At 62.6% G+C, this 19650-nt stretch carries 24 protein-coding genes and 1 pseudogene; 9 read left to right on the top strand and 16 right to left on the bottom strand.

Annotated features, from left to right (window positions below):
- The 4 genes from DM995_RS07080 to DM995_RS22195 all read left to right on the top strand — a co-directional run.
- Positions 1 to 355 (top strand): Rossmann-fold NAD(P)-binding domain-containing protein (locus tag DM995_RS07080; RefSeq protein WP_502696583.1); only part of this gene is annotated, 355 nt, incomplete at its 5' end.
- Between the two features lie 21 nt (positions 356 to 376).
- The gene (locus DM995_RS07075; RefSeq protein WP_116968958.1) at positions 377 to 820 is read left to right on the top strand and encodes a cyclic nucleotide-binding domain-containing protein; all 444 of its coding nucleotides are present in this window, start codon (positions 377 to 379) and stop codon (positions 818 to 820) included.
- Positions 821 to 872: 52 nt separating this feature from the next.
- Positions 873 to 1349 (top strand): aspartate/glutamate racemase family protein, encoded by a 477-nt coding sequence (locus DM995_RS07070; protein WP_116968957.1) that lies wholly within the window; start codon positions 873 to 875, stop codon positions 1347 to 1349.
- Positions 1350 to 1490: 141 nt separating this feature from the next.
- Positions 1491 to 1721 (top strand): hypothetical protein, encoded by a 231-nt coding sequence (locus tag DM995_RS22195; RefSeq protein WP_116968956.1) that lies wholly within the window; start codon positions 1491 to 1493, stop codon positions 1719 to 1721.
- 351 nt (positions 1722 to 2072) lie between these two features.
- On the opposite strand, the gene DM995_RS07060 is transcribed toward DM995_RS22195, so the two are convergent.
- The 15 genes and pseudogenes from DM995_RS07060 to DM995_RS06995 all read right to left on the bottom strand — a co-directional run bounded on the left by DM995_RS07060 (position 2073) and on the right by DM995_RS06995 (position 13924).
- Positions 2073 to 3482 (bottom strand): BilD N-terminal domain-containing protein, encoded by a 1410-nt coding sequence (locus DM995_RS07060; protein WP_116968955.1) that lies wholly within the window; start codon positions 3480 to 3482, stop codon positions 2073 to 2075.
- 1 nt (position 3483) lies between these two features.
- Positions 3484 to 4005 carry a Mov34/MPN/PAD-1 family protein gene (locus DM995_RS21180; RefSeq protein WP_157973110.1) on the bottom strand — a complete coding sequence of 174 codons (522 nt, stop codon included), beginning with the start codon at positions 4003 to 4005 and terminating at the stop codon, positions 3484 to 3486.
- A complete protein-coding gene (locus DM995_RS21175) occupies positions 3959 to 4444 on the bottom strand; it encodes a DUF7665 family protein (protein ID WP_157973109.1) in 486 nt (161 codons plus the stop codon). The genes DM995_RS21180 and DM995_RS21175 overlap by 47 nt, the downstream gene beginning before the upstream one ends.
- The gene (locus tag DM995_RS07050) at positions 4445 to 4933 is read right to left on the bottom strand and encodes a hypothetical protein (protein WP_116968953.1); all 489 of its coding nucleotides are present in this window, start codon (positions 4931 to 4933) and stop codon (positions 4445 to 4447) included. It lies immediately after the preceding gene.
- Between the two features lie 83 nt (positions 4934 to 5016).
- Positions 5017 to 6516: a PD-(D/E)XK nuclease family protein gene (locus tag DM995_RS07045; RefSeq protein WP_116968952.1), complete on the bottom strand. Its 1500-nt coding sequence runs from the start codon at positions 6514 to 6516 to the stop codon at positions 5017 to 5019.
- A gap of 49 nt (positions 6517 to 6565) precedes the next feature.
- Positions 6566 to 8122, bottom strand: a pseudogene (locus DM995_RS21170) (type IV secretory system conjugative DNA transfer family protein); the annotation flags it as partial.
- Positions 8123 to 8138: 16 nt separating this feature from the next.
- A complete protein-coding gene (locus DM995_RS07035) occupies positions 8139 to 9896 on the bottom strand; it encodes a relaxase/mobilization nuclease domain-containing protein (protein ID WP_116968951.1) in 1758 nt (585 codons plus the stop codon).
- A 238-nt stretch (positions 9897 to 10134) separates the two neighbouring features.
- Complete coding sequence (locus DM995_RS07030; protein ID WP_232824155.1) at positions 10135 to 10923, bottom strand: lytic transglycosylase domain-containing protein; 789 nt, start codon at positions 10921 to 10923, stop codon at positions 10135 to 10137.
- Between the two features lie 4 nt (positions 10924 to 10927).
- Positions 10928 to 11263 carry a DUF736 domain-containing protein gene (locus DM995_RS07025; protein WP_198669282.1) on the bottom strand — a complete coding sequence of 112 codons (336 nt, stop codon included), beginning with the start codon at positions 11261 to 11263 and terminating at the stop codon, positions 10928 to 10930.
- A 37-nt stretch (positions 11264 to 11300) separates the two neighbouring features.
- Entirely contained in the window at positions 11301 to 11846 is a 546-nt protein-coding gene (locus DM995_RS07020) for a S26 family signal peptidase (protein ID WP_116968948.1), read from the bottom strand.
- A complete protein-coding gene (locus DM995_RS07015; RefSeq protein ID WP_116968947.1) occupies positions 11843 to 12349 on the bottom strand; it encodes a DUF2840 domain-containing protein in 507 nt (168 codons plus the stop codon). The genes DM995_RS07020 and DM995_RS07015 overlap by 4 nt, the downstream gene beginning before the upstream one ends.
- Complete coding sequence (locus tag DM995_RS07010) at positions 12346 to 12612, bottom strand: helix-turn-helix transcriptional regulator (protein ID WP_116968946.1); 267 nt, start codon at positions 12610 to 12612, stop codon at positions 12346 to 12348. Before DM995_RS07010 ends, DM995_RS07015 begins: the two co-directional genes overlap by 4 nt.
- 125 nt (positions 12613 to 12737) lie before the next feature.
- Complete coding sequence (locus DM995_RS07005; protein ID WP_232824150.1) at positions 12738 to 13370, bottom strand: DUF2285 domain-containing protein; 633 nt, start codon at positions 13368 to 13370, stop codon at positions 12738 to 12740.
- Positions 13300 to 13521 carry a transcriptional regulator domain-containing protein gene (locus tag DM995_RS22190; RefSeq protein ID WP_116968945.1) on the bottom strand — a complete coding sequence of 74 codons (222 nt, stop codon included), beginning with the start codon at positions 13519 to 13521 and terminating at the stop codon, positions 13300 to 13302. The genes DM995_RS07005 and DM995_RS22190 overlap by 71 nt, the downstream gene beginning before the upstream one ends.
- A gap of 133 nt (positions 13522 to 13654) precedes the next feature.
- A complete protein-coding gene (locus DM995_RS06995) occupies positions 13655 to 13924 on the bottom strand; it encodes a DNA -binding domain-containing protein (protein WP_116968944.1) in 270 nt (89 codons plus the stop codon).
- 247 nt (positions 13925 to 14171) lie between these two features.
- Between DM995_RS06995 and DM995_RS06990 the strand changes: the two genes are divergently transcribed.
- Positions 14172 to 14396: a helix-turn-helix domain-containing protein gene (locus DM995_RS06990; protein WP_116968943.1), complete on the top strand. Its 225-nt coding sequence runs from the start codon at positions 14172 to 14174 to the stop codon at positions 14394 to 14396.
- Positions 14397 to 14479: 83 nt separating this feature from the next.
- Here the strand turns inward: DM995_RS06990 and DM995_RS06985 are convergent, their stop codons facing one another.
- Entirely contained in the window at positions 14480 to 14809 is a 330-nt protein-coding gene (locus tag DM995_RS06985) for a DUF736 domain-containing protein (RefSeq protein ID WP_116968942.1), read from the bottom strand.
- Between the two features lie 1246 nt (positions 14810 to 16055).
- Here DM995_RS06985 and DM995_RS21165 point away from each other — a divergent pair.
- The 4 genes from DM995_RS21165 (at position 16056) to DM995_RS06970 (ending at position 19639) form a co-directional block, all read left to right on the top strand.
- On the top strand, positions 16056 to 16205 hold the full coding sequence (locus DM995_RS21165; protein WP_157973107.1) for a hypothetical protein: 150 nt from the start codon (positions 16056 to 16058) through the stop codon (positions 16203 to 16205).
- Between the two features lie 444 nt (positions 16206 to 16649).
- The gene (locus DM995_RS21160) at positions 16650 to 17072 is read left to right on the top strand and encodes a hypothetical protein (RefSeq protein WP_157973106.1); all 423 of its coding nucleotides are present in this window, start codon (positions 16650 to 16652) and stop codon (positions 17070 to 17072) included.
- A 111-nt stretch (positions 17073 to 17183) separates the two neighbouring features.
- The gene (locus DM995_RS06975) at positions 17184 to 18404 is read left to right on the top strand and encodes a TolC family protein (protein WP_232824148.1); all 1221 of its coding nucleotides are present in this window, start codon (positions 17184 to 17186) and stop codon (positions 18402 to 18404) included.
- Positions 18401 to 19639 carry an efflux RND transporter periplasmic adaptor subunit gene (locus tag DM995_RS06970; protein WP_116968939.1) on the top strand — a complete coding sequence of 413 codons (1239 nt, stop codon included), beginning with the start codon at positions 18401 to 18403 and terminating at the stop codon, positions 19637 to 19639. The genes DM995_RS06975 and DM995_RS06970 overlap by 4 nt, the downstream gene beginning before the upstream one ends.
- Positions 19640 to 19650 lie beyond the last annotated feature (11 nt).

Below are 19650 nucleotides of genomic sequence, written 5' to 3'. Positions count from 1 at the left end.
TGAGGAACTGATCGCCGACTACCGCACGGATGTCGTCGGTGCCTTCGTGGCCGCGCGCTGGGCGGCGCAGCGCATGGGCCAGCGGGCGGCGATCCTGTTCACCGGCGGCGGCCTCTCGATGCATCCGTCGGCCGAAGCACCCTCGCTGTCCATCGGTAAGGGAGCCATCCGCGCGCTCGCGCTCATGCTGGCGGACGAACTCGCTCCCCTCGGCATCCGCGTCGGAACCGTCACCATCGCCGGCCAGGTCGGCTCGCCCGGCCTGCCGGCCGAGCGCGTCGCGGACGCCTTCGTCGCGCTCGCGCAGGGCAGCCCCGATCGCTCAACGGCGGAGGTCGTGGTAAGGCCGGACTAAGCCGCGCAGAGGACCTCCAAGGTGACCGACAAGAGCGATCCCGGACCACGCCACGACGAGATGTTCCTGGTGTTCGACGCAGGAACGATGGCTCGGATCGCGGCCTTCAGCGGTAGCCGGATCTTGGAAGGAGGAGAGACCCTCTTCACCACCGGCGATCGCGAGATCGGGCTGATCGCGGTTCTCTCCGGTCGGGTGGCGGTGCGGCAGCACGACGGCGCCGGCCGCTCTTCACTGGTCGCGGAGGATAGGCCCGGCTCGCTGTGGGGCGAAATCAACGGCCTATCGAGCCGCCTCGCGCTGGTCGGTGCCGACATGCTCGAGGCGGGCGAGGTCTCGATCCTGTCAACCGACCAGGCGCGCGCGCTGCTCGTGGCGGAGGCGGCGCTCCGCGAAGGGGCATCGGTTATCGCACAGATCCACGCCTATCTGGCGCAGACTGCCCCGCCTTCCGCGCGGATGTAGGTTGCTTTGCCTTAAGGCACCGCGCGGCATCTAGGACACGACGGAAGAAGAGATGCGAACGCTTGGCCTTATCGGCGGCATGAGTTGGGAGAGCACCGCCCTCTACTACCGCCACCTGAACGAACTTGCCCGCCAGCATATGGGCGGACTGCACTCAGCCAAGCTGCTCCTGTCGTCGTTCGACTTCGCGGAGGTCGCCGAGCACCAATACCGAGGTGACTGGGACGGCGCGAGGGCGCTGATGACGGAGGCGGCCCAACGCTTGCCGGCCGGTGGTGCGGACGTGCTGGTGATCTGCACGAACACCATGCACCTTATGGCCGACGCCGTAGAACGGGCATCCGGCTTGCCCGTGCTGCACATCGCGGACTCGACAGCCGCCGCGGTCAAGCGGGCGGAGAGCCACAGTCCCCTCCTGCTCGCGACCCGGTTCACTATGGAGCAGCCATTCTTCCGGGAGAGGCTGCAAGAGCGGCACGGTATCGAGGCCGTCGTGCCGCATATCGCCGCAGGGTATGAGCCAGAGTGATCGGAATCTGCTCTAGGTACAGGCGAGGTAGATTTCGGTATCAATGGCCAAATCTCGCAGCGTTTCGGCAACGTAATCCCCTTCGTTACCGCTGGCTACAATGTCATCGGCAAGCCCGAAGGTTTTGATGTTCGCAACACCTTGTCCGGCGCCGTCGGCAGCCAGTTTGTCGTCAGCAATTTGAGTTCCGTTAGGCTGTCCTATAATTACGACCAAGCTGCCACCAACCAGATCGAGGACAATCAATCCGTCGGTTTGGGTTTTGCCACCAGTCTCACGAACCGGCTGCAGTTCGGTGTTGATGCAAAGGCCGGTCTGTCCAAAGATGCACCCGATACACGTATGGGCATAAGGTTAAACATGGGGTTCTGACGACAAACGCCGTGTCGTCCCATCGGCCGCTTTTGTCTGAAGCAGGTTTTCGCAGTGACTTATTTGAACGACCGAAACTAGGTCGGGAGGAGCCGGACACGTAATGTCGTATTATGGGACATTCCTGCCGGACGACACCGCGATTGAGAACGACCGGCTACGCCAAAACCGGCCATTGGTCGGGCAGCGAATGCCTACACTCGAGCGTTCTCCTTTTGCGGACAGACCGGAACGGCAGGTCGTGGAAAGTTAGGGCGACATACTGCCGCTTGTCCAAAAGCTTCGATAGCGCGAGTAAAGGTCGACCGCCTGAATTGCCAGCAGCGGATGGCGAAGCCTGCGCTCCGCTTGTCAGGCCTCAACGGCGTTGGCACTAGGCCCTTCACCGGCGGAATCGCCGGTTTTGATCTCAACGGTACAGAAGCCAAATTCGTATATTCCCGATTCTCCGGCGCATGCCTCTACGTCCCCAAAACATGTGACTGAACCTGCGATCACCTCGTAGGACGCCCCCCCATTCAGGCGGCGCAAAAGTTCTGAGATCACTAGCGCCGCGGCCACTAGGCCGACGAACGGAACTCCGACGGTTCGTGACGCGAGCTGCGCGAGGCCGCATGCATCAACGCCCTTGTCCTTGAGGTTCGAGTAGGCCGGCATGTGCGATACGTCCGACGTTTCCACGGACAGCGTCGTGGGCCAAAGTTCGCTTGCTCGGCCAGGCCCGGGAAAGGTGTGCATGGAGAAATTCCGGAAGCTCTGCGGGCCGGCACCCAACCCAGACTCGACAACTAGTTCGAACCCGGCATCTTCCAGAGCGGCACGGGCGGTTGCGTTGTCTACCCCGCACAGCGCCACAGCGGGTTCATCGACCTGACGCTGCGTCCAAGCACCGAACCGGCGCTCTTCGAGATACGTCGTGAAACCCCGCGCCTCCAACCACTCCGCCGCGCGTCGCGTCTTCATGCGGCCCAAAACATCAAGGTTGGTGAGAATGGAGGTACTGTCATTGGAAAAGGCTAGGCGGTCGAAATCCTGCAACACCAATTCCAGCCCGCTGGGCGGATAAGGCAGGCAAGCCAGGAGCCAGGAATAAGCCTGACCGAGATTGCCCAGACCAATGAGCCACAATCGCGAGGGCAGGAACGCCAGAACTGGCTCCGTTTCGTCGGCCTCGGTCCAATCGGATTCCGGACGCCAGAGCGAGAGACCTGAAGCGCGTTTCCCAGCCAGCGGGTGATCACCGGCATGCAATGCGAACACCTCAGCCGCGCAGACGGCCGCCGCCAAGGCCGGCGCCAGCGGCATGACCGCGTCATCATTCATCGCCCAACCATCGCGAACCGGGACCACACCTCCGCGCCAACCCTGCCAGGTCACGCGCCACGCGCGGGCCTCAGGCGTCTGCATCTGGACTGCACCAATGACCGCCACCGGCCAATCGGATCGGGCACGCGACGCAATACGCCCGCCAAGATTCGACACCGCATCGGTGAGGCTAGTCTCCAGCGCGAGCCCGGTAAGCACCGGCGCATCGGTCAGCCCGACGATCTCGACGCCCGCCAGGAAGGTACGGCGCGCCAGGTTCACCAAGGTAAGAAGGGCGACCTGCGCGGCCTGGCTCGTGTGGATTTCGGGGCCGACAGCGATGGTGAGACCGAAGGACTTCAGGAGATCCATGGCCTCCTCGGTCGTCTGCACGCGCCCACTGTCCATGAAATACTTGGCGGTGCGGTGAAGGGAGATGTAAAGCGGCTCGGTCATGTCAGCTCCATAGGCCGGTGTAGAAGAAGCCACGGCGCACCCGGGGCGAGCGGTCGTGCCATTGGTGGTCGCCCCGGTATTCGTAGATACCCACCCGATCCCAGCGGATCGGTGCGACCGCGAAATCGGGCAGGATCAGGCCGACATGGCCGGCACGGGCCACCATGGGGTTGGTTCGGTCCGCTTCGCTCTGGATCGCGCGCCCACCATGGGTGTGGACGTCAGCCACCACGGTGAGCTTGCGCTCCCGGCAGAGCGACCAGAGCTTCGCGAAAGCGGGGGCGTGTAGGACACAGACGCCGGTCGAATACGCCTGCGGGTCGAGGTCATCGTAGAAGACGACATCGGTCACCTCCCGACGCTCACCGTTGGCGTGACCCAGAAGGAAGGCTCCTGCTTCATGGACCCGCTTTCCCCGGCGGTCGAGTTCGCGCGTTACCGCGTCCCACAGCCGCCGCGGGCAGCTCACGCGGTGATTAGGCGCTACGAACGCCCGAATAGTCGCCTTGATGGAAAAGGTCATACAGTTGCTCCAGGTAACAGATGATCCCGCGGCGCGGCTGCCAGAGCCGGCTGGGATGTTCGTTGTGCCAGTTGTCATGGCCTTCGATGGAGAAGCGGTCGCAGGGCAGGTAAAGGCACTGGCCGCCCTTCCAATCGGGCCGAAAGATGGACGGAAGGATCGCTCTGCCCGTCGGCCACTGGCTGAATGGCAGCGGCCGGTTGGCCAGGAGGTCCCAGGGCTGAGCCGTTGCCGGGCTCTGGCGATAGCCGGAACACTCGAAGCGGAAGCCGTACTCGCCGGGCGCGCCAGGCCGCGCATCCGCACTTACGGCGATGATCACATGCGGCCAGGTGGTGGACACATGTCTCCAGCGGCCCTCGATCTCGCCGCACCGGAATTCCGGTGCGGCGAGATCTTGTTCGAGAAGCAGCCGGTCTGGTGAGACCGCGACGTTCATCTAGCCCTCGACGCGCTTTTCGGGGACGAGGTCGAAGCACACCGAGCAGGCCGGCGCATTTGTCAGCTCGTGCAGCGGCGTATCGGTCGCCGGGCGGTCCGTCGAATTGCAAAGCTGGAGCACGTGCTCGGCGGCGTCGTGGTGGTTGAGCTTGAACTTCTCCACCGCCCAGGCCTTGACCTTCTTGACCCGCGCGCCCGGGGCGAAGGTGCGCTCCTCGGTCTTCTCGAGGTAGTGCACCGTCACATTGATCTTGCGGCACTTGCTGACGTGGATGCGGCAGCCGCGCTTGATCGGCGGCAGGGGCTTATGGTGCTTGTGCACCAGCGGCTCTTCCTCCTCATCAATGAAGATGAAGGTGTCGTCGTCGAGTTCGACCCCGAGCGTGGCGATGGCGCCGTGCAGATGCTCGTGCGTCGGGTCCTGCGGCAGCTCGGCCTCGATGAGGCCTTCCCGCTCATGAACCTGGATGAAAACAATGGTGGTCATGGTCGATCCTTTCCGGCGCCTCGATGGCGTCCTATGAAAGGAGCGAAGTCAGTGAGGAAAAACCGGAAGCAGTGCTGGCGGGCTCACACGCCGCAGATGAAATAGCACTGGCAGTTCGGGCATTGCCGCGCTTCGGGGATCGCCGGGAACTCACCGCGCTCGATTGCGGTGATCGCCGCGGTATATTCCCGCAGCAGTTTATCGTCGTTCTTGGCGGCCATTGGAACGTATTCGTCCGTTGCTGGATAATAGGCTCCTATCGAAATGGAGCGACCTGGGTAACGCTGGGCGGCGCCCTTTCGAATCAGCGCATAGACGCGGTTGTCCGGCTCGGACTTCGTCTTGCGGCCCGTGCGGATTCGCAGAACGCGCACCCGACCATCCGGCGCGATGACGACCCGGTCCGGCGTGTAGTTGATCGTCCTGCCGTCGACCTGCACCGACCACGGCTCCCGGTCATAGGTCCCTGTTTCGGAGGCGATCAGGCGAGCGATGGACACCACCATCGTCTCTGCCGCGGCGCGGTAGTAACTCTCGAATCCATGACCACCAGGGCCGTGCTCCGCCCATTGGCGAGCGAGTTCCTGTAATGCCTGGTCGGGGCTCGTCGGCTGGCCTTTTTCGCCTTGCTGTTCAAGCCAGCCCATCGTGCGGTGGACGCAGCGATGGAATCGCAGATAGGCGGACGAATCCCGTCCCCCGCGCAAACCATCCAGTACTTCGTAGCGATAGCGCGCCGGGCACCTCAGATAGACATCTAGTTCCCGCTCGTCATACCCCTCGCGCTGGGCAAGAGGCGACCAGACCCGCGTCGCTTTGAGCGCAGGCACCGGACCACTGAAACGCCTCACCTGAAGATGACGAGAGACGGTGTCCAGAAACTTCGACGCGCTGGCATTGACTTGGGTGTAGCGCTCGGCCCGGGTCAGGCAAAGATTATCTCGCGCACGCGAGAGGCCTACGAAGAACAGGCATTCCTCTTCTGCGTCGTGGTCCTCTTTCTGCATAGTGAGCTTGCCGAGTGTCGCCGGCGGGGGACAGCGCACCCATTGACGATTGGTCGGCATGTAACGGGTCGCAAGCGCCGGCAGATGCACCCCACGGAACTCCAACCCCTTGCTCCCATGGATCGTCATCACCCGCACCGCGTCGAAATCCGCAGCTTCCGAGACAACAGCCCGATACCGGCTGTCTTGGCTTAGCGCTTCAATGCGGCGGATGCGTTCGAGCAAGGCCTTGCGGCCCGGGTCGCGCAGATTGGCGTGTCCTTCGACATCATGTTGCTCGCTGCACACCTTGAGGAGTTGATAAATCGCGATCAGCTTCTGCTGCGCCTGAGCGTCCGGAGCCTCCAGCAAGGGCCGAAGATAGTTACTGCGTTCGAACAGCCACGTCGTGAGCAGCGCCCATGGCGAGGTGGTCGGACCCAAGCCGGCAAGATGCTCCGCCAGCTTGCGCAGACCCATACGACCGGTCTCGCTCAGGCCCTCAATCTCGTCCAGTCGAGCAAGGGCTTCATATACGGTGTGGCCTTGGTCCTGAGACCAGCGAATGACCACAAGTGCATCGTCCTTGGACGCCATATACTCTGGCAGTTGGCTCGAACAGGTTCTGATAGTAGCGCAGCGGAAGGCGCGAGAGGTTGGCTTCAAGAAGCGCCAGCTGGGCAGTCTGATCGAGAATTTTGACGCCGGCCGTGCGTCCGAGACGGCCAGGCCATTTGGTGACCATCTCCAGGCCGAAGCCGTGGAATGTCCCGACCCACATCTCGATCGCCGCGTCCCGATGAGACTCGGAAAGCCGCTCACGCATCTCCTCAGCAGCCTTTTTCGAGAAGGTAAGTGCCAGGATCGAACCTGAAAGGGCGCCCTGGTCAAGCACATGCCCGATCCGGTGCACGAGCGTGCGGGTTTTGCCCGTCCCCGGTCCCGCATCAACGAGGAGAGGACCACCATCCCAGGTCGCCGCCTGCTTCTGGCTTTCATCAAGCTCGATCAGAACGGACGGGCCGCGCTCGTTCGGTTCGCGAAGGGGCGGCAGCAACAGGGCGCGAATGGCCTGGTTGAGGACGAGACCGTAGGGAAGGCCCAACTCCTCGGCGACTTCCGAAGGGCGACGCGCCCTATCCACAATTTCGGTGCGCAACCAGTCGGCGGGGCAGAGGAATTCGCCGGCGAAGATATCTGCCTGCAACTCCTTGCGTTCGCGCGGCGAATAACCCTCGACCACACCCGCGCCGCTGTCGATGGAGTCCCCGCCAAGCTGCGCCTGGACGTTTCGTACCTCGTTGCGCGGATCGTGATGGAGTTCCGAGTGACCGATCTCGTGAGCGATCACGACCACCTCGTCCTTCGGGTCGGAAAGGAATGCGGCCACTCCCGCTAGTGTCTTGTCGGCTTCGGCGTAGAGGACGTGGAGGATCGCGCCGACCAGCAGCGAGTGAGAGGTCTTTTCCCAATGATTGCGGCGTTCCAGCGAACCTTCGGGATCGACCAGCACGTCGGCGACATTCTGCACGTCGCGCACTTCCCATTGACCGCGTCGTACCTCCAGCAGCGGATTGTAGGCGGCGGATGCGGCGTTGGTCGGATCGAACAAAAGCACGCGGCCATGCTGAGAGCGGAAGCCAGCAGTCAGCGTCCAGTTCTCACCCTTGATGTCGTGGACGATCGCCGAACCCGGCCATGTCAACAGGGACGGGATGACTAGCCCCACGCCCTTGCCGCTTCGTGTCGGCGCGAAGCACAGCACATGCTCCGGGCCATCGTGGCGGAGATAGTCGCCTGCGAGCTTGCCGAGCACCACGCCGTTCGGACCGAGGAGACCAGCGGAACGCACCTCCTTCTCAGTCGCCCAGCGCGCCGAGCCATAGGTCTCCGCGTTCATAAGCTCGCGCGCCCGCCACACCGACATGCCGATGGCGACAGCGATCGACACGAACCCGCCCGATGCAGCGATGAAGGCACCGGTCTGGAAAATGTGGGGCGCATATGCGTCGAAGCTGAACCACCACCAGAAGAAGGCGGGCGGCGGATAGATCGGCCATCCAAAAGCCATGAACCACGGCGGCCCAAGCTCCGGCTGATAGGCGAGCGCCGCTGCGGTCCACTGCGTCGCGCCCCATATGGCAGCGAGCACGATCAGAAACACGGTGATGACCTGACCCCAAAGAATTTTGGTTGCGGACATTGACGTCTCCTTCCGGTCAGAGGCTGAGGCCCCGTTTGCGGCCCAATGCCCAGTCGATGCCCCCGCCCGCGCGCATGAGTCCCGACACCTGGCGACCAAGCTGCTGTTCGAGCGTGCTGGCCCAGGGCACGAGGCGGAACCCCAAGCCGTCATCGATCATGGCAAAGCGACCAGAGCTGAGCGCGAGGCGCTGGCGGACGACGCCAGCCACCTTCTCACCGGCTTGGGTTGGTCGGTAGGTCAGCCCCGTCTCGCCCGCGATCCTGGCCGCAACAGAGTCCAGCTCACGCTTGCGCAACGTATCGAGCATCCCGCGCTCGAAGACCGTGCGCTCGCCGAAGCGCCGCGCCAGCCCTTCCCGGACAAGGTGATCGGTGCGGGCGTCCATCGCCCGGCGCACTTCTGCGCCGAACCCACCATTGGCGACGCCAGCACCGCGCTCGATCAGCCGATGGTCAAGCCAGGTAGCGCCGCGCGCTCTCACTTGGGCGGACAAGTCCAGAACCGATCGCGTGGCGAGTAGCAGCGTCGGCTTCGGCTCGCCCGCTTTGGCGATTGCGCGGACCTCCACGATGCCGCCAAGCGGCGGGCTGGTGTTCAGCGCCTCGATACCGCGAAACCGCACATGATGGGTGCGGCCGTCTGTTCCGTCGATCACGGCATAGGCCGTGCCGGTCAGTTCGTCATGCAACCCCTTATCGATCAGCCGGCCGACGATCGGCTTTTCCAGCGCGCCGCTCACGACGGCGTAGCTGTCGAGCGGGCGCTCCTGCCCACGATCCTTGAGGGCGTTGCCGATGGTCCGGATGATGTCACTGCGGGCTCCGAGCTCACGCAGCTTGTTTTGCGCACCTTCCGCTATCGCCCATTGTCCAGGCTCGCCTTCGGCGGCAAGCCCCATCCTCTCCAGATGCTGCAGGCGTCCAACCATCAGCCGGCGGATCTGTGGATCGTCGGGACCGGGCCGCTCGGGTCGCAGGTCGATGACGCCCAACTCGTCCGCAGCGCGGCCGATCTCGGTATCAAGCCTTGTCCATCGTTCCGCCGTTACGTCGCGATCGAGCGCGCGCTGAACTTCATGCTCGGGCTTTGGCCCCAACTCGGCGAACGCCAGTTCCTCGGCTCGCGAGCGCAGGCCGTGGCTGATATAATCGCGTGCGATGACGAGATCCTGGCCTTGGTCGTTGACCCCGCGCACCAGCAAATGGACGTGCGGATTGTCAGTGTTCCAGTGATCGACCCCGACCCATTCGAGCCGTGTGCCGAGGTCGGCCTCCATCTGGCGGACGAGATCGCGGGTGTATTCGCGAAGATCGGTGAGCTCTGCCGTATCCTCGGGCGAGACGATGATGCGGAAATGGTGCCGATCATCCTTGCACCGCTCGACGAAAACGCGCTCGTCAGCACGGTCGGACTCGGCGTCGAACATCTGGGTCGGCGCGCCGTCGCGGGTCACCCCTTCGCGTTTCAAATATGCGACATGCGCGGATAGCGGCATAGCGCGCCGCCCGCCGATCCGATGACGTACCGGCAGCGCCTTCACCAACACGCGTCGGTTGGAGCTGAACAGGCGGCTGCGCGCGAACGCGGTGCGGCCCTTCCCGAAGCTGGACTGGCCACGGCGGCGCGGTCCACCCCAGCCTGCGCGCTTCGTCCCGCCATGGAGCGCGGCGACACGGAGAACCTCGGCGACCAGGCCGCGTGCATTGCGGCCCTGCGCCTTGCTGCGCTTGGCCTTGCCTGGCCGGACGCGGAACGTGTTGTCCTCGCTCATGGCCTTGCCGATTCCCGCCCGGAAAGGCGCATAGTGCCATCATATACCTTGAAATCGCTTGCTTTTTCCTTCCGAGCGGCACGCTCGTCGACCGACGCCCCCGTGTGAAGCCATGGAAAACCAAGGGTTTTCCGGCGAAACGGGGTGCGCCTTGTATCTTGCAATCGACTTCTCGGGCACTTTTCTCCCTGATGCATCCTGATTTCCATCCGGACTACCCCTCTGATTGCTGCAGCGATCATTGCGGTCGACCCTCGCCAGCGCGGGGAACGAAGATGCTGTCGATCGGCGTTACAATCGGCCGACCAGGTGCCGTCGAATTCCCGGCTCCGGACTGGGAGGTTGGTTTATCGGCAACAGCGATCTTGTCCTTGGGTCGCGCCAAGCCAGTTTCTGCTGAGGCTGCGGATGTGCGGACGAACAGCGCCGAACGACGCCACGCAAAGCGATCACGCGGAGCGGCGATAGCCACTTCGACAACGCTATCGCTGCCGGTGATTGACCCAAGCCGCGCCAGATATGCAACTGTTTCGGCGGGCAGCGGACGCCCACGCGAAAGGTGTTCGTCGTAGCGCCCCGCCCCGGCGTTATAGGCCGCCAGCATAGCGCTCGGATTACCGTAGCGGTCGTGCATTTCGCGCAGAAAGGCCGCACCTGCCATGATGTTGTCGCGTACATCGAACGGATCAGAGCCAAGCCCATGGCGCGCACGAAGTTGCGCCCAGGTCCCGGGCATGATCTGCATCAGGCCCATGGCCCCGGCGCGCGATACGGCGCGGGCATTGCCAGCACTTTCCACCCGCATCACGGCCCATATCCACGCTTCCGGAATGCCGAACCGCCGCGCCGCATCAGCGACATGCGGTGCATAGGGATGAGGGACGGAGGATGGCGCAGGCGGCGGGTTCGCTTCCTGCGCCACTGCCGGTGCATGGCCGATTGGCAACGCGGCCAGCAGTGCGGCGGCAGTCAGCGCTGCGGCGCGCACGCACAGGGTCATAGGCCGATTGGTCGCGGCAGAACGCATCGATTCAGTCCTGCTCACGGGCCTTGCGCGGGCGGCTCCAGCGCAGCGACCAGGACGCCAAATCGCCCACATTCTGGAACAGCGCCGCACGGATCGGCTGCGCAAAGCTGGGATCGTCGATGCGCAGCGAGACGTAATCACCGGCCCGCTCGCCGCTCTCGTTCCAGCCCGCACCCACTTCCGGCCCTTCGCCGTCATTACCGCGATGAACACGCCAGTTGGGTGCCTTGTCGGCGCCACTGGGCTCAGCCGGGACAAGCGAGATGCGGATATCGAGCGTCGCCGTTTCGATGACGCCTTCGAAGCCTTTGTCGGTGCGAATGAAGCTGCCGATCTGCATGGGAATGTTCCTTTTGGTTGGAGTGTGAGACAGGAGGTCAGCGCCAGATCAGCGGCGCATCGGGCGTGTTTCGGGTGAGGACTGGGATCGCGCGGCCGAGCACGGTTGCTGTCGGCAGAGGGCCGAAGTAGCGGCCGTCAAGGCTGTCGGGATGCGCGGAGTTGAGAAGCAACAGCTCGTCGGCTCGAAGCGTCCGGCAGCCGCGCCAGACGGGCAGCGGACGCGCAAGCCGGTCGTGTGTCAGCGCGAGCGTGACCGGCTGGCCGTCGACGGTCACTGTGCCGCCGATCCGGCAGACGCGCTGTCCTGCCTTGGCGGCGACATGCTTCAACAGCGGCACGTTTTCGCCGAGATATCCGCGCACCGCCATCCAGCGGCCAAGGCGCTGTGGCGGTGCCACGGCGACGAGTGTGCCGAGCGGCGGATCGCGGTCTGGCTGTATCCGGTAAAGCCCGATCGGCGCGCTCGCGCTGGCGTTCCAGACGATCCAAGGCAACGGATCGGTCACCGCAATCGCTGCGAATGACAGGGCGAATGAAGCAGCAGCAATGGCTGTCGCGCGCGCATAAAATCGGCGAGTCATCCCTCGATCTCCCGCCGCTTGAGCCACGCCCGGTGGCGCTCCATCGTGTAGGCTCGCGGCTGATGTCCGGCGGCGATGCGGTTGTGGACGTGTCGCCAATGATCGGGGGCTGCGTCGCAGGGATCGACGCCCGCGCTGTCTACCGCGTCGATGTGACCGAGCACCTGGGAGACCTTTGGCCAGCCCTCGATGGAGAGCAGGATGTCGCCGCCGGGCTGCACGCATGGCAGCGTGGTGAACGGCTCGTCTGCACCGACGGCACGCACGATGCCGATGCGCGAACTGACCGTGCCATAGTCATTGGCGGACCAGCGAACGAACGCGAAGATGCCGCCGGGACGGAAGCTGACAATGCGGCGACGGCGATCGACGATTTCGTCCTTGGCGATCCGGCCGAAGCGGATCCAGTGCTCGATCCGCTTCTCAATCCACGTCAGTTGAACGTGGGTCATTTTGTCGGGGCGCGGGGTGCCGTGTCGCTGGTGTGTTGGTGAGACAGTCATTGCCGACTCCGCGCGAAGGGCGAATTGGCGCGCGGAAGCAGGTCGTTCTGGCCCGGCTCGCTGGTCGAATGCTTGGTGCCGAGATCAGCCCAGGCCTGAAGGTCGTCGACCGAATAGACCACCCTCCCGCCGATACGGCGATAGGTTGGCCCGGTCCCGAAATAGCGGTGCTTCTCCAGCGTTCGCCCGGACAGGCCCAGGAAGCGGGCGGCTTCCGGTGTCCGGAGATACCGGGGCGGCAGATTATGCGTCGTATCAGGCAAGGTTGGGCTCCTGCGGTCGGGGGTGGCAGGAGGCGAAAATGACGAAGCGCGCCCGGAGAGGTGGAGTATGAAGATTTGTGATCGCGGGGATGTGACCACCCCTGCCGAGAGCCGCGAAAGTTAATTCAGCGGATGCGCAGCAGCTTGCGATAGTCGCCGTTCATCAACGCAGTGGCGTCGCGGACGAGCCGGATTGCGAACGACCGCCCGGCCGATGTTTTCCATTCGGTCGCTGGCAGTTCGGCATCGTCTTCGCGGCCCATAGCGGCGGCAATCTGGCGATAGCTCGCCCCTGACATGCGCAAATCGAGCGCCTGAAGCATCATGGCGAGGCGTGCTTGCCGGTAGCGGCTAAGCAGCCATCCGCGTGCCGTGGGCCCCGATTGCTTACCGAACAATCGGCGATGGAAGCGCAACAGGCTCGTTACCCGCGTCGTGAAATCCTTGTCGAGTGGGATGATCGCCGCCAGCGGCTGACCGGGCGTCGGATCGCGCAGCCAAAGCGAATGTTCGTCGTCCGGGTCGGCGACGACGACATGCCGCCCCTCAACCCCCGCCTGATCGGCGAGGAGCGCGCCCAGCTTCAGCGGATCGACAGCTTTGGCATTTCCAAAACCGTCCGGCGCTGCATCAAGAATGACGGTGACGGCGGTCAGCTCTGGCCGCCAGATCACCGTGTCGGCAAGGTCACCTGGCGCATAGGCGAAAGGACAACCCCCAGCGCCGCGCGAAAGCGGCTTCGGCGGCTTGGCGTGCAATCGATCCGCGCGCTATTTGCTGCTCCATCTGCGCATGTTCGGCGCGGTAGTTGCGGTTGCGCTTCAGAAATTCGGCGGCGAGTTCGGCGCGACCGAGCTTCTCGGCCGCCTTCTCACTGCTATTGGTACGCTTGTTCGACGACCCAGGCATGACAGTCTCCCGGCCGCGACCGTCGCGGCCCGCGGACCCTAGCGTGGCAATGCCCTTGCGTATCGAAAAGCGTCAAAGCTGCATGCTGCCATGCATGCGATGCGCTGACGTTTTGCCAAAATGGACTGAAACGTTAATGCTTTAGCTCGCTGTCGCGCGCCAGCAGATGGGCGTAGCCGACCTCGGTCATCCACCGCGCGCGGGCCAGATGAGTGGCGTACATTCGCTCGGCGCGTTCCGGTTCCCGGGCAGGATCGATGTCGAAAATGACCGCGACTGCCTCTCGCCAATCGGCTCCGTCGGCGTCAGCGTCGAGCAATCGCAGATAGTCAGTAAGGTGCGCCTCGTCATAAGGCGTGATCACCGGTATGTCCGGTGCAAGGTCGTCGAAACGGCAGTTCATGGCATCGAATCCCCCCTCTTGCCCGCGACTGCAATAACGGAACGACCGCCGGAAAATACTTGCAAGTCATGCATAGCTGAACGCGCCTTCTGCAGGATCGGAGCCAAAATCTGGACGGCATTCCTTCGTTGCGAAGCAGTAGCCGGCGTCATTTTGCCAGCGCATTTCACCGACACGATCTCCTCAGATACCCTTTGTAGAGAATACTCCGTGGTTGAATGCTCTGCAATGATTGCCTTTCGTATCCATGGAGATACGAGAGGTTTTGGCCGCAAACTTGCGCCGCGCTCGCCGCGTTGCTGGGCTATCGCAGGAAGAGTTGGCGCATCGGGCGGAGATCGACCGAACCTATATCAGCGCGCTCGAACGGTGCGTTTATTCGGCGGGAATCGACGTTGTCGAACGACTGGCACGCGAACTGGGGCTTGAAGCTGCCGACTTGCTTCGCCGGCCCGATCGTGACGGGGAATAATGCCAGTCGCGGTTTCGTCCGATGTGCGCATTTGAGAAAGCGAAGCGCCCCGCCCGGTGGTCCGGGCGGGGCGCCTGGTCGACTCAGCCGTCGTTGCGACGGCCGTTCGGGCGCGACCAGATGAGGCTGAAGGTCTCGCCGCCTTCGTCGTCGAAGAGGTTGGCGTAGATCGGCGCGTTGAAGCTGGGATCGTCGAGCTTGACTGCGAGATATTCGCGGCCTTCGTTCGAGGTCTTGCTCCAGGCGGCGCCGATCTCGGCGCGATTGACGAGAACCCGGTGCGATGGCGCGTTGTCGTTGGTGCGAGTGTCCTGCGGGATGATGCGGACGCCCTTGGCCTGAACCGAAAGAGTGACGATTTCGCCGGTGTATTCGCCCGAAGCCGTCTTCTTGAAGGTGCCGATGGTTGCCATGATGAAGTTCCTTTCCTTGGATCGAACCGCCCGATTGCGGTCTCGATGGGTGATCCAACGGCCGGGACGGACGCCGCCGCACCGCTTGCGGCCGCAGCGCTAGCGAAGGACGGCGGGCGGCGAGTTTCTTGTCTCGCGAGGAATGACCGTTCGCTCGGGGCCCCCGTGCGGCTTGCCGCGTGGGGTGGGCAGGTCAGGGGAAGAAAGTCGTAAGCCCGCTGTTGCGGCTAGGGGGACGAGGCAAAGCCGGTCCCGGCCAGATCAAACCCATGGAGAGATCGCTGTCGGGTAGGTCGCCAAAGGGAAAGTGAATTCCGGAAATCGTAGCTTAAAAACGGGGATACGATGAAGTCCACTAAACGTCACCCTGGTCGACAGGTCATTGCTACACATTGCAACTTGCAGCGCAAATATAGGACAGTTTCCTACAATGCCCCGTCGTCATTGGTCTCCTTCGAGCGCCCAAGGGTTAACTTCGAAAAAGTGACGTTTTCAAGGGCCTTTTCTGCTGGACGTTGGCGACGGTTCGCTGTCGGCCCCTGGAGGTACGCAAATGCCTCTAGTCAATCTAACGTAATAAATGGCGACTCCGGTTTAAGCTGCTGACATCCGCGTCCGCTCCCGAATCGGCGCAGAATGAGGGATTTATCGTCGGATATGGCCTCGTCGAGCCAACTGTGCATAGTGATCAACGTGTATCGCGTGATTGCGAAGCTGGCATTATCAAGCTTTCCGCTAACAGACGCCGCTCGGTTCGGTGGACAAGTGGTTCCCGCAATTGCATGGTGCCTCGCGTTGTTGGTTCGATGAGCCCTCAGATAATCGCCATTCTGCGCTTCCCCGTGTGTAACAACGGCTTTGAACAGAGCGAACTTCTGACTATGTCCGCCACAGTGTCACATCGCCTCTTTCTCTATCTCGCGGCCATTATGATCGCGCTGCTTCCCGTCGAGGCAACCTATGCAGCAAATGGCTGCGCTCCCATGGCCGAAATGAACGCGGACGCTGGTGAATGCGGCGATTGCATGAATGACGAGCGCGGGCAGTGTCAGAGCTATTGCCTTGCCTTGTGCCAGACGCTCCCGGCTAGCCGCGTTTCGACTCTTGAGGCCCGCGATCTGCCGTCGCTCACCTTTCTCCTGCTTCTCGCCAATTCTCCGCCCTTGCCAAACGGAGGGCCGGAACCGCCGCCCCCGCGAATGCTCCGCTAATCCAATCAATTCAACATCAACGGAGAAATAACATCATGAAAAAGTACATCATCGCTGCAGCTGTCTTGCTTGGTTCCAGCTCGGCAGCCTTCGCCGCCGCGCCGGATCAGGTTGCCGCCTTGGCTATGTCTTGCTGCGACCTTGTGCTCGCTTGCTGTGATGCGGCCATGGACTGCTGCCCGTAAGGCATTGCCAAGAGTGTAAGGGCGGGTGTCCGGTCAGTGACCGGACACCTGCTTTTTTTTGTTCTCGCTTTGAAAGTCTGAAGCTGAAGCGCCAGTCAGAGCACTCGGCAAAAGCTGATCGTCAATCCCGCAACACCCTGTTCTTCCATTGGTTCTCCAAATTGGTTGCCTCATGACAACCCTATCCATGTCTGCGGCCAATATCGACCAACCGAATGGAAGCTGACGTTGCAGCCTTTGGCTCCCCGTTACCAATGCGTTGAATGGGCTTGGGGTATTGAGCGCAGTCATGAACCGCGGTGGAGAAGCAACTTTCGCTAGCTTTCACTACGCCCGGGAAGCGTTGGCCTCCTTGGTGATGTCAATCTCGTGCTTTCGCATCACCAACGCTCGACCCTCACTAGGTTCTAATTTCTTGCACCACCTTACACTCAGGTTTAAGGGATGATTGTGGTCGGCATAAAAATCTCTCGCCTGAAGCGCCTTTTCGCCTTGCTGTGCTTGGCGTTAGCGCTCGTGTATGCGGGCAGTTCCGCCTCGCAGTTGGCAAACACTATTCAGCATTCTGGGATTCAGTCGTCGGCACATGAACATTCGGTGCTAAGTGAAGTGCTCCCCATTGAGGTTGGCCACCACGCTGATAATGACCTTGCCGATGCATCAGATGATCAAGAACGCCGCGACATTGCCGGTGGGCATCATCATCATGGTGATACTGGTCCCAGCCTTTTGGCGACATCTGCGGTTGAATTGCTTGGCGTCATGCTGTTGGAAAACTTGCGCGCGCCCGCTGGCAATCGGCATGTTGACGGCATTGCCGTCGCGGGCCCAGAGCGCCCTCCCATGGTGTTGAGACTGGCCGCCTGAGTTCCCGCGCCTTGAGCAGGCGTGGGACATTCCCATGCTTGCGATCAAGGTTTTTTTACCATGTTTTCCCGAACACGTGCGTGCAATTGCACGCACGCTGCCCGCAAAGCGATGCTTTTGCCGGCAGCATTTGCCGCTTTGATGGCATCACCTGCATTTGGCCAGGACTTGACGCTGGAAGAGGCCATTCGGCGTGCGCTTACATCTGCGCCGCAGTCTGCTTCAGTTGCTGCGCAGGTCGATTCCTTTAAAGCAAATCGTGCTGCCGCCGACCTGCCGCCAAGGCCCAGTCTGGAGATTGCGACCGAAAACTTCGGTCCGCCGTCCGACAGTCTGTACGACCAGTTCCAAATCACCGGAACCTATAGCCAGCAGATCGAACGCGGCGGCAAACGTCAGGCGCGGGTCACTCTTGCCGACCGTCAGATTGATGTTGCCCTAGCGCAGGCAGTTGTCCGACGGCTTGAGATCATTTCCGACGTTCAGCTTGCCTATGTTGAGGTGCAATCGGCCGAAGCCGCCATCGGTGTAGCCCGCGAGCGCCTGGCAATTGCTCAAAGCGTTTCAAAGGAAGTTGATCGCCGTGTCGCATCGGCGCGCGATCCGATCTTCGCTGGAACGCGGGCACGGGCCAGCGTTGCGGAGGCCGAGGTCGACCTGGAACTGGCCGTTCATGCGCGTGACGCGGCATTGGTTCGGTTGTCCCAATGGTGGGGCGGGAATGCAGACGGGCTGATCGTCCCGATAGGCAGATTTCTGGATCTCGCTCCTGTTGCCGGGCCAAATGAACCATCGCCACTGATCACGGCAATTTATCAGGCAAGAGGTGCGCAGGCTGACGCAGCCATCGCCGTTCGTCAGGCCGATTCCGTTCGCGATGTCACCCTCAGCGGCGGGCCGCGCTTTATCGGCACGGGCGATGTTGGTTTTGTCTTCGGGGTTTCGGTGCCGCTCGGCGGAAGGCGACTTGCCGAGGCGCGTGTGGCGGAAGCCCAGGCCGAAAGGCAGCGGGTGGATGCTGAACGGGAGGTTGAAATGTTCAACCTCCGACGCGCTATCACGCTTGCTGCCGAACGGGTCGAAGAAGCGCGGCACGAAGCTGACGCCATCCAGACTCAGGTGCTTCCCCTCGCTGAGAAAGTCTTGAGCGAAGTTCGTGTCGGCTATCAGCGTGGCTTCTTCAGCTTTGCCGATTTGGCCGCTGCGCAAACCGCCTCCGTCGATGCTGCCATGCGCACTGTCGACGCTGCACGCGAATATCATGAAGCAAAGGTTGAACTGGACCGCCTGACCGGTCGCTTCAGCAATTTGGCCGAGGAGGCATCACAATGAGACTTTTCCAACTGACGATTGCGGCGCTGTTCCTCTTCTCGCTGACGGCCTGCGGTGATGCCCCGGCTGAAAGCAGCGAGGCAGCCGAAGGCGCTGCTCCAGAGGAATATGAGCGCGGTCCCCACAATGGGCGGATGCTGCGCGATGGCGAATTTGCGCTGGAAGTCACCATATTCGAAGACGGCGTGCCGTCGGAGTACCGCGTCTACGCCTATCGCGGCGACAAGCCGGTTGCGCCGGGCGATGTTGATCTGACCATCCAGCTCAAACGGCTCGACGGAGAGGTCAACACGTTCAAGTTTGCTGCTGAACAGGATTTCCTGCGGGGCGACGGCGTGGTGAGCGAACCACACAGCTTTGACGTTACCGTCGCCGCACGTGAAGGCGGCCGCCGCCATCGTTGGGAATATGCCTCATACGAGGGCCGGGTGACGTTCCCCAAGCAGGCCGCTGAGGCGGCGGGGATAACCACCGAGCGCGTTGGCCCGGCCAGCCTGTCCGAAACGATTGAAATCATCGGCTATGTTGAGTTGGAGCCTTCCGCCACATCCAACGTGGGTGCGAAATTTCCGGGCCGGGTGGTCAGTGCCGGTCCAAATGTGGGGGATTCCGTTCGGGCAGGACAAGTGCTTGCGCGGGTCGAAAGCGCCGACAGCATGCAGATTTATGCGATCACCGCGCCGGTCAGCGGCGTGATTGTGGAGCGGCGCACCAATGTCGGTGATGTTGCCGGAAGTGATCCGATCTATGTGATTGCCGACCCCAACCGGATGCGCGCGGTGTTCCCCATTTTCCCGCGCGATATGGAACGGGTGCGCGCTGGGCAGGAAATTCAGCTTGGCCTGCTTGAAGGTGATCGGTCAGTGACGTCGCGCCTGGGCAGTTTCTTGCCCGGCGCTGACCCGGCCACCGGGGCGCTCTTGGCACGCGCAAGTCTGCCCAATCGCGACGGGTTCTGGCGACCCGGAATGCGGGTGCGCGGGGTGGTGACGATCCAGAGCAGGCCGGTGCCGCTGGCGGTGCGGACCGAGGCATTGCAGGCGTTCCGCGACTTCACCGTGGTGTTCGCGCAGGTGGGCAACACTTACGAAGTCCGGATGCTCGAACTGGGCACGCGCGGGCCGGAATGGACCGAGGTGCTGGGCGGGATCAAGCCGGGGCAGGCCTATGTCACCAAGGGCAGCTACGTCATCAAGGCCGACATCGAAAAAGCCGGCGCGAGCCACGATCACTGAGGAGCGACATC

It is taken from the genome of Blastomonas sp. UPD001, assembly GCF_003426715.1.
Lineage (GTDB): Bacteria > Pseudomonadota > Alphaproteobacteria > Sphingomonadales > Sphingomonadaceae > Blastomonas.
Note: the sequence above shows the minus strand (reverse complement) of the source record. Positions and strands in the feature narration are given on the sequence as shown.

Coding starts and splice junctions, on each gene's coding strand:
- DM995_RS07070 (WP_116968957.1), top strand. CDS start 873: ATGCGAACGCTTGGCCTTATCGGCGGCATGAGTTGGGAGAGCACCGCC.
- DM995_RS07060 (WP_116968955.1), bottom strand. CDS start 3,482: ATGACCGAGCCGCTTTACATCTCCCTTCACCGCACCGCCAAGTATTTC.
- DM995_RS21180 (WP_157973110.1), bottom strand. CDS start 4,005: ATGACCTTTTCCATCAAGGCGACTATTCGGGCGTTCGTAGCGCCTAAT.
- DM995_RS21175 (WP_157973109.1), bottom strand. CDS start 4,444: ATGAACGTCGCGGTCTCACCAGACCGGCTGCTTCTCGAACAAGATCTC.
- DM995_RS07050 (WP_116968953.1), bottom strand. CDS start 4,933: ATGACCACCATTGTTTTCATCCAGGTTCATGAGCGGGAAGGCCTCATC.
- DM995_RS07045 (WP_116968952.1), bottom strand. CDS start 6,516: ATGGCGTCCAAGGACGATGCACTTGTGGTCATTCGCTGGTCTCAGGAC.
- DM995_RS07035 (WP_116968951.1), bottom strand. CDS start 9,896: ATGAGCGAGGACAACACGTTCCGCGTCCGGCCAGGCAAGGCCAAGCGC.
- DM995_RS07030 (WP_232824155.1), bottom strand. CDS start 10,923: ATGCGTTCTGCCGCGACCAATCGGCCTATGACCCTGTGCGTGCGCGCC.
- DM995_RS07025 (WP_198669282.1), bottom strand. CDS start 11,263: ATGCAGATCGGCAGCTTCATTCGCACCGACAAAGGCTTCGAAGGCGTC.
- DM995_RS07020 (WP_116968948.1), bottom strand. CDS start 11,846: ATGACTCGCCGATTTTATGCGCGCGCGACAGCCATTGCTGCTGCTTCA.
- DM995_RS07015 (WP_116968947.1), bottom strand. CDS start 12,349: ATGACTGTCTCACCAACACACCAGCGACACGGCACCCCGCGCCCCGAC.
- DM995_RS22190 (WP_116968945.1), bottom strand. CDS start 13,521: ATGCCTGGGTCGTCGAACAAGCGTACCAATAGCAGTGAGAAGGCGGCC.
- DM995_RS06995 (WP_116968944.1), bottom strand. CDS start 13,924: ATGAACTGCCGTTTCGACGACCTTGCACCGGACATACCGGTGATCACG.
- DM995_RS06990 (WP_116968943.1), top strand. CDS start 14,172: ATGGAGATACGAGAGGTTTTGGCCGCAAACTTGCGCCGCGCTCGCCGC.
- DM995_RS06985 (WP_116968942.1), bottom strand. CDS start 14,809: ATGGCAACCATCGGCACCTTCAAGAAGACGGCTTCGGGCGAATACACC.
- DM995_RS21165 (WP_157973107.1), top strand. CDS start 16,056: ATGAAAAAGTACATCATCGCTGCAGCTGTCTTGCTTGGTTCCAGCTCG.
- DM995_RS21160 (WP_157973106.1), top strand. CDS start 16,650: ATGATTGTGGTCGGCATAAAAATCTCTCGCCTGAAGCGCCTTTTCGCC.
- DM995_RS06975 (WP_232824148.1), top strand. CDS start 17,184: ATGCTTTTGCCGGCAGCATTTGCCGCTTTGATGGCATCACCTGCATTT.
- DM995_RS06970 (WP_116968939.1), top strand. CDS start 18,401: ATGAGACTTTTCCAACTGACGATTGCGGCGCTGTTCCTCTTCTCGCTG.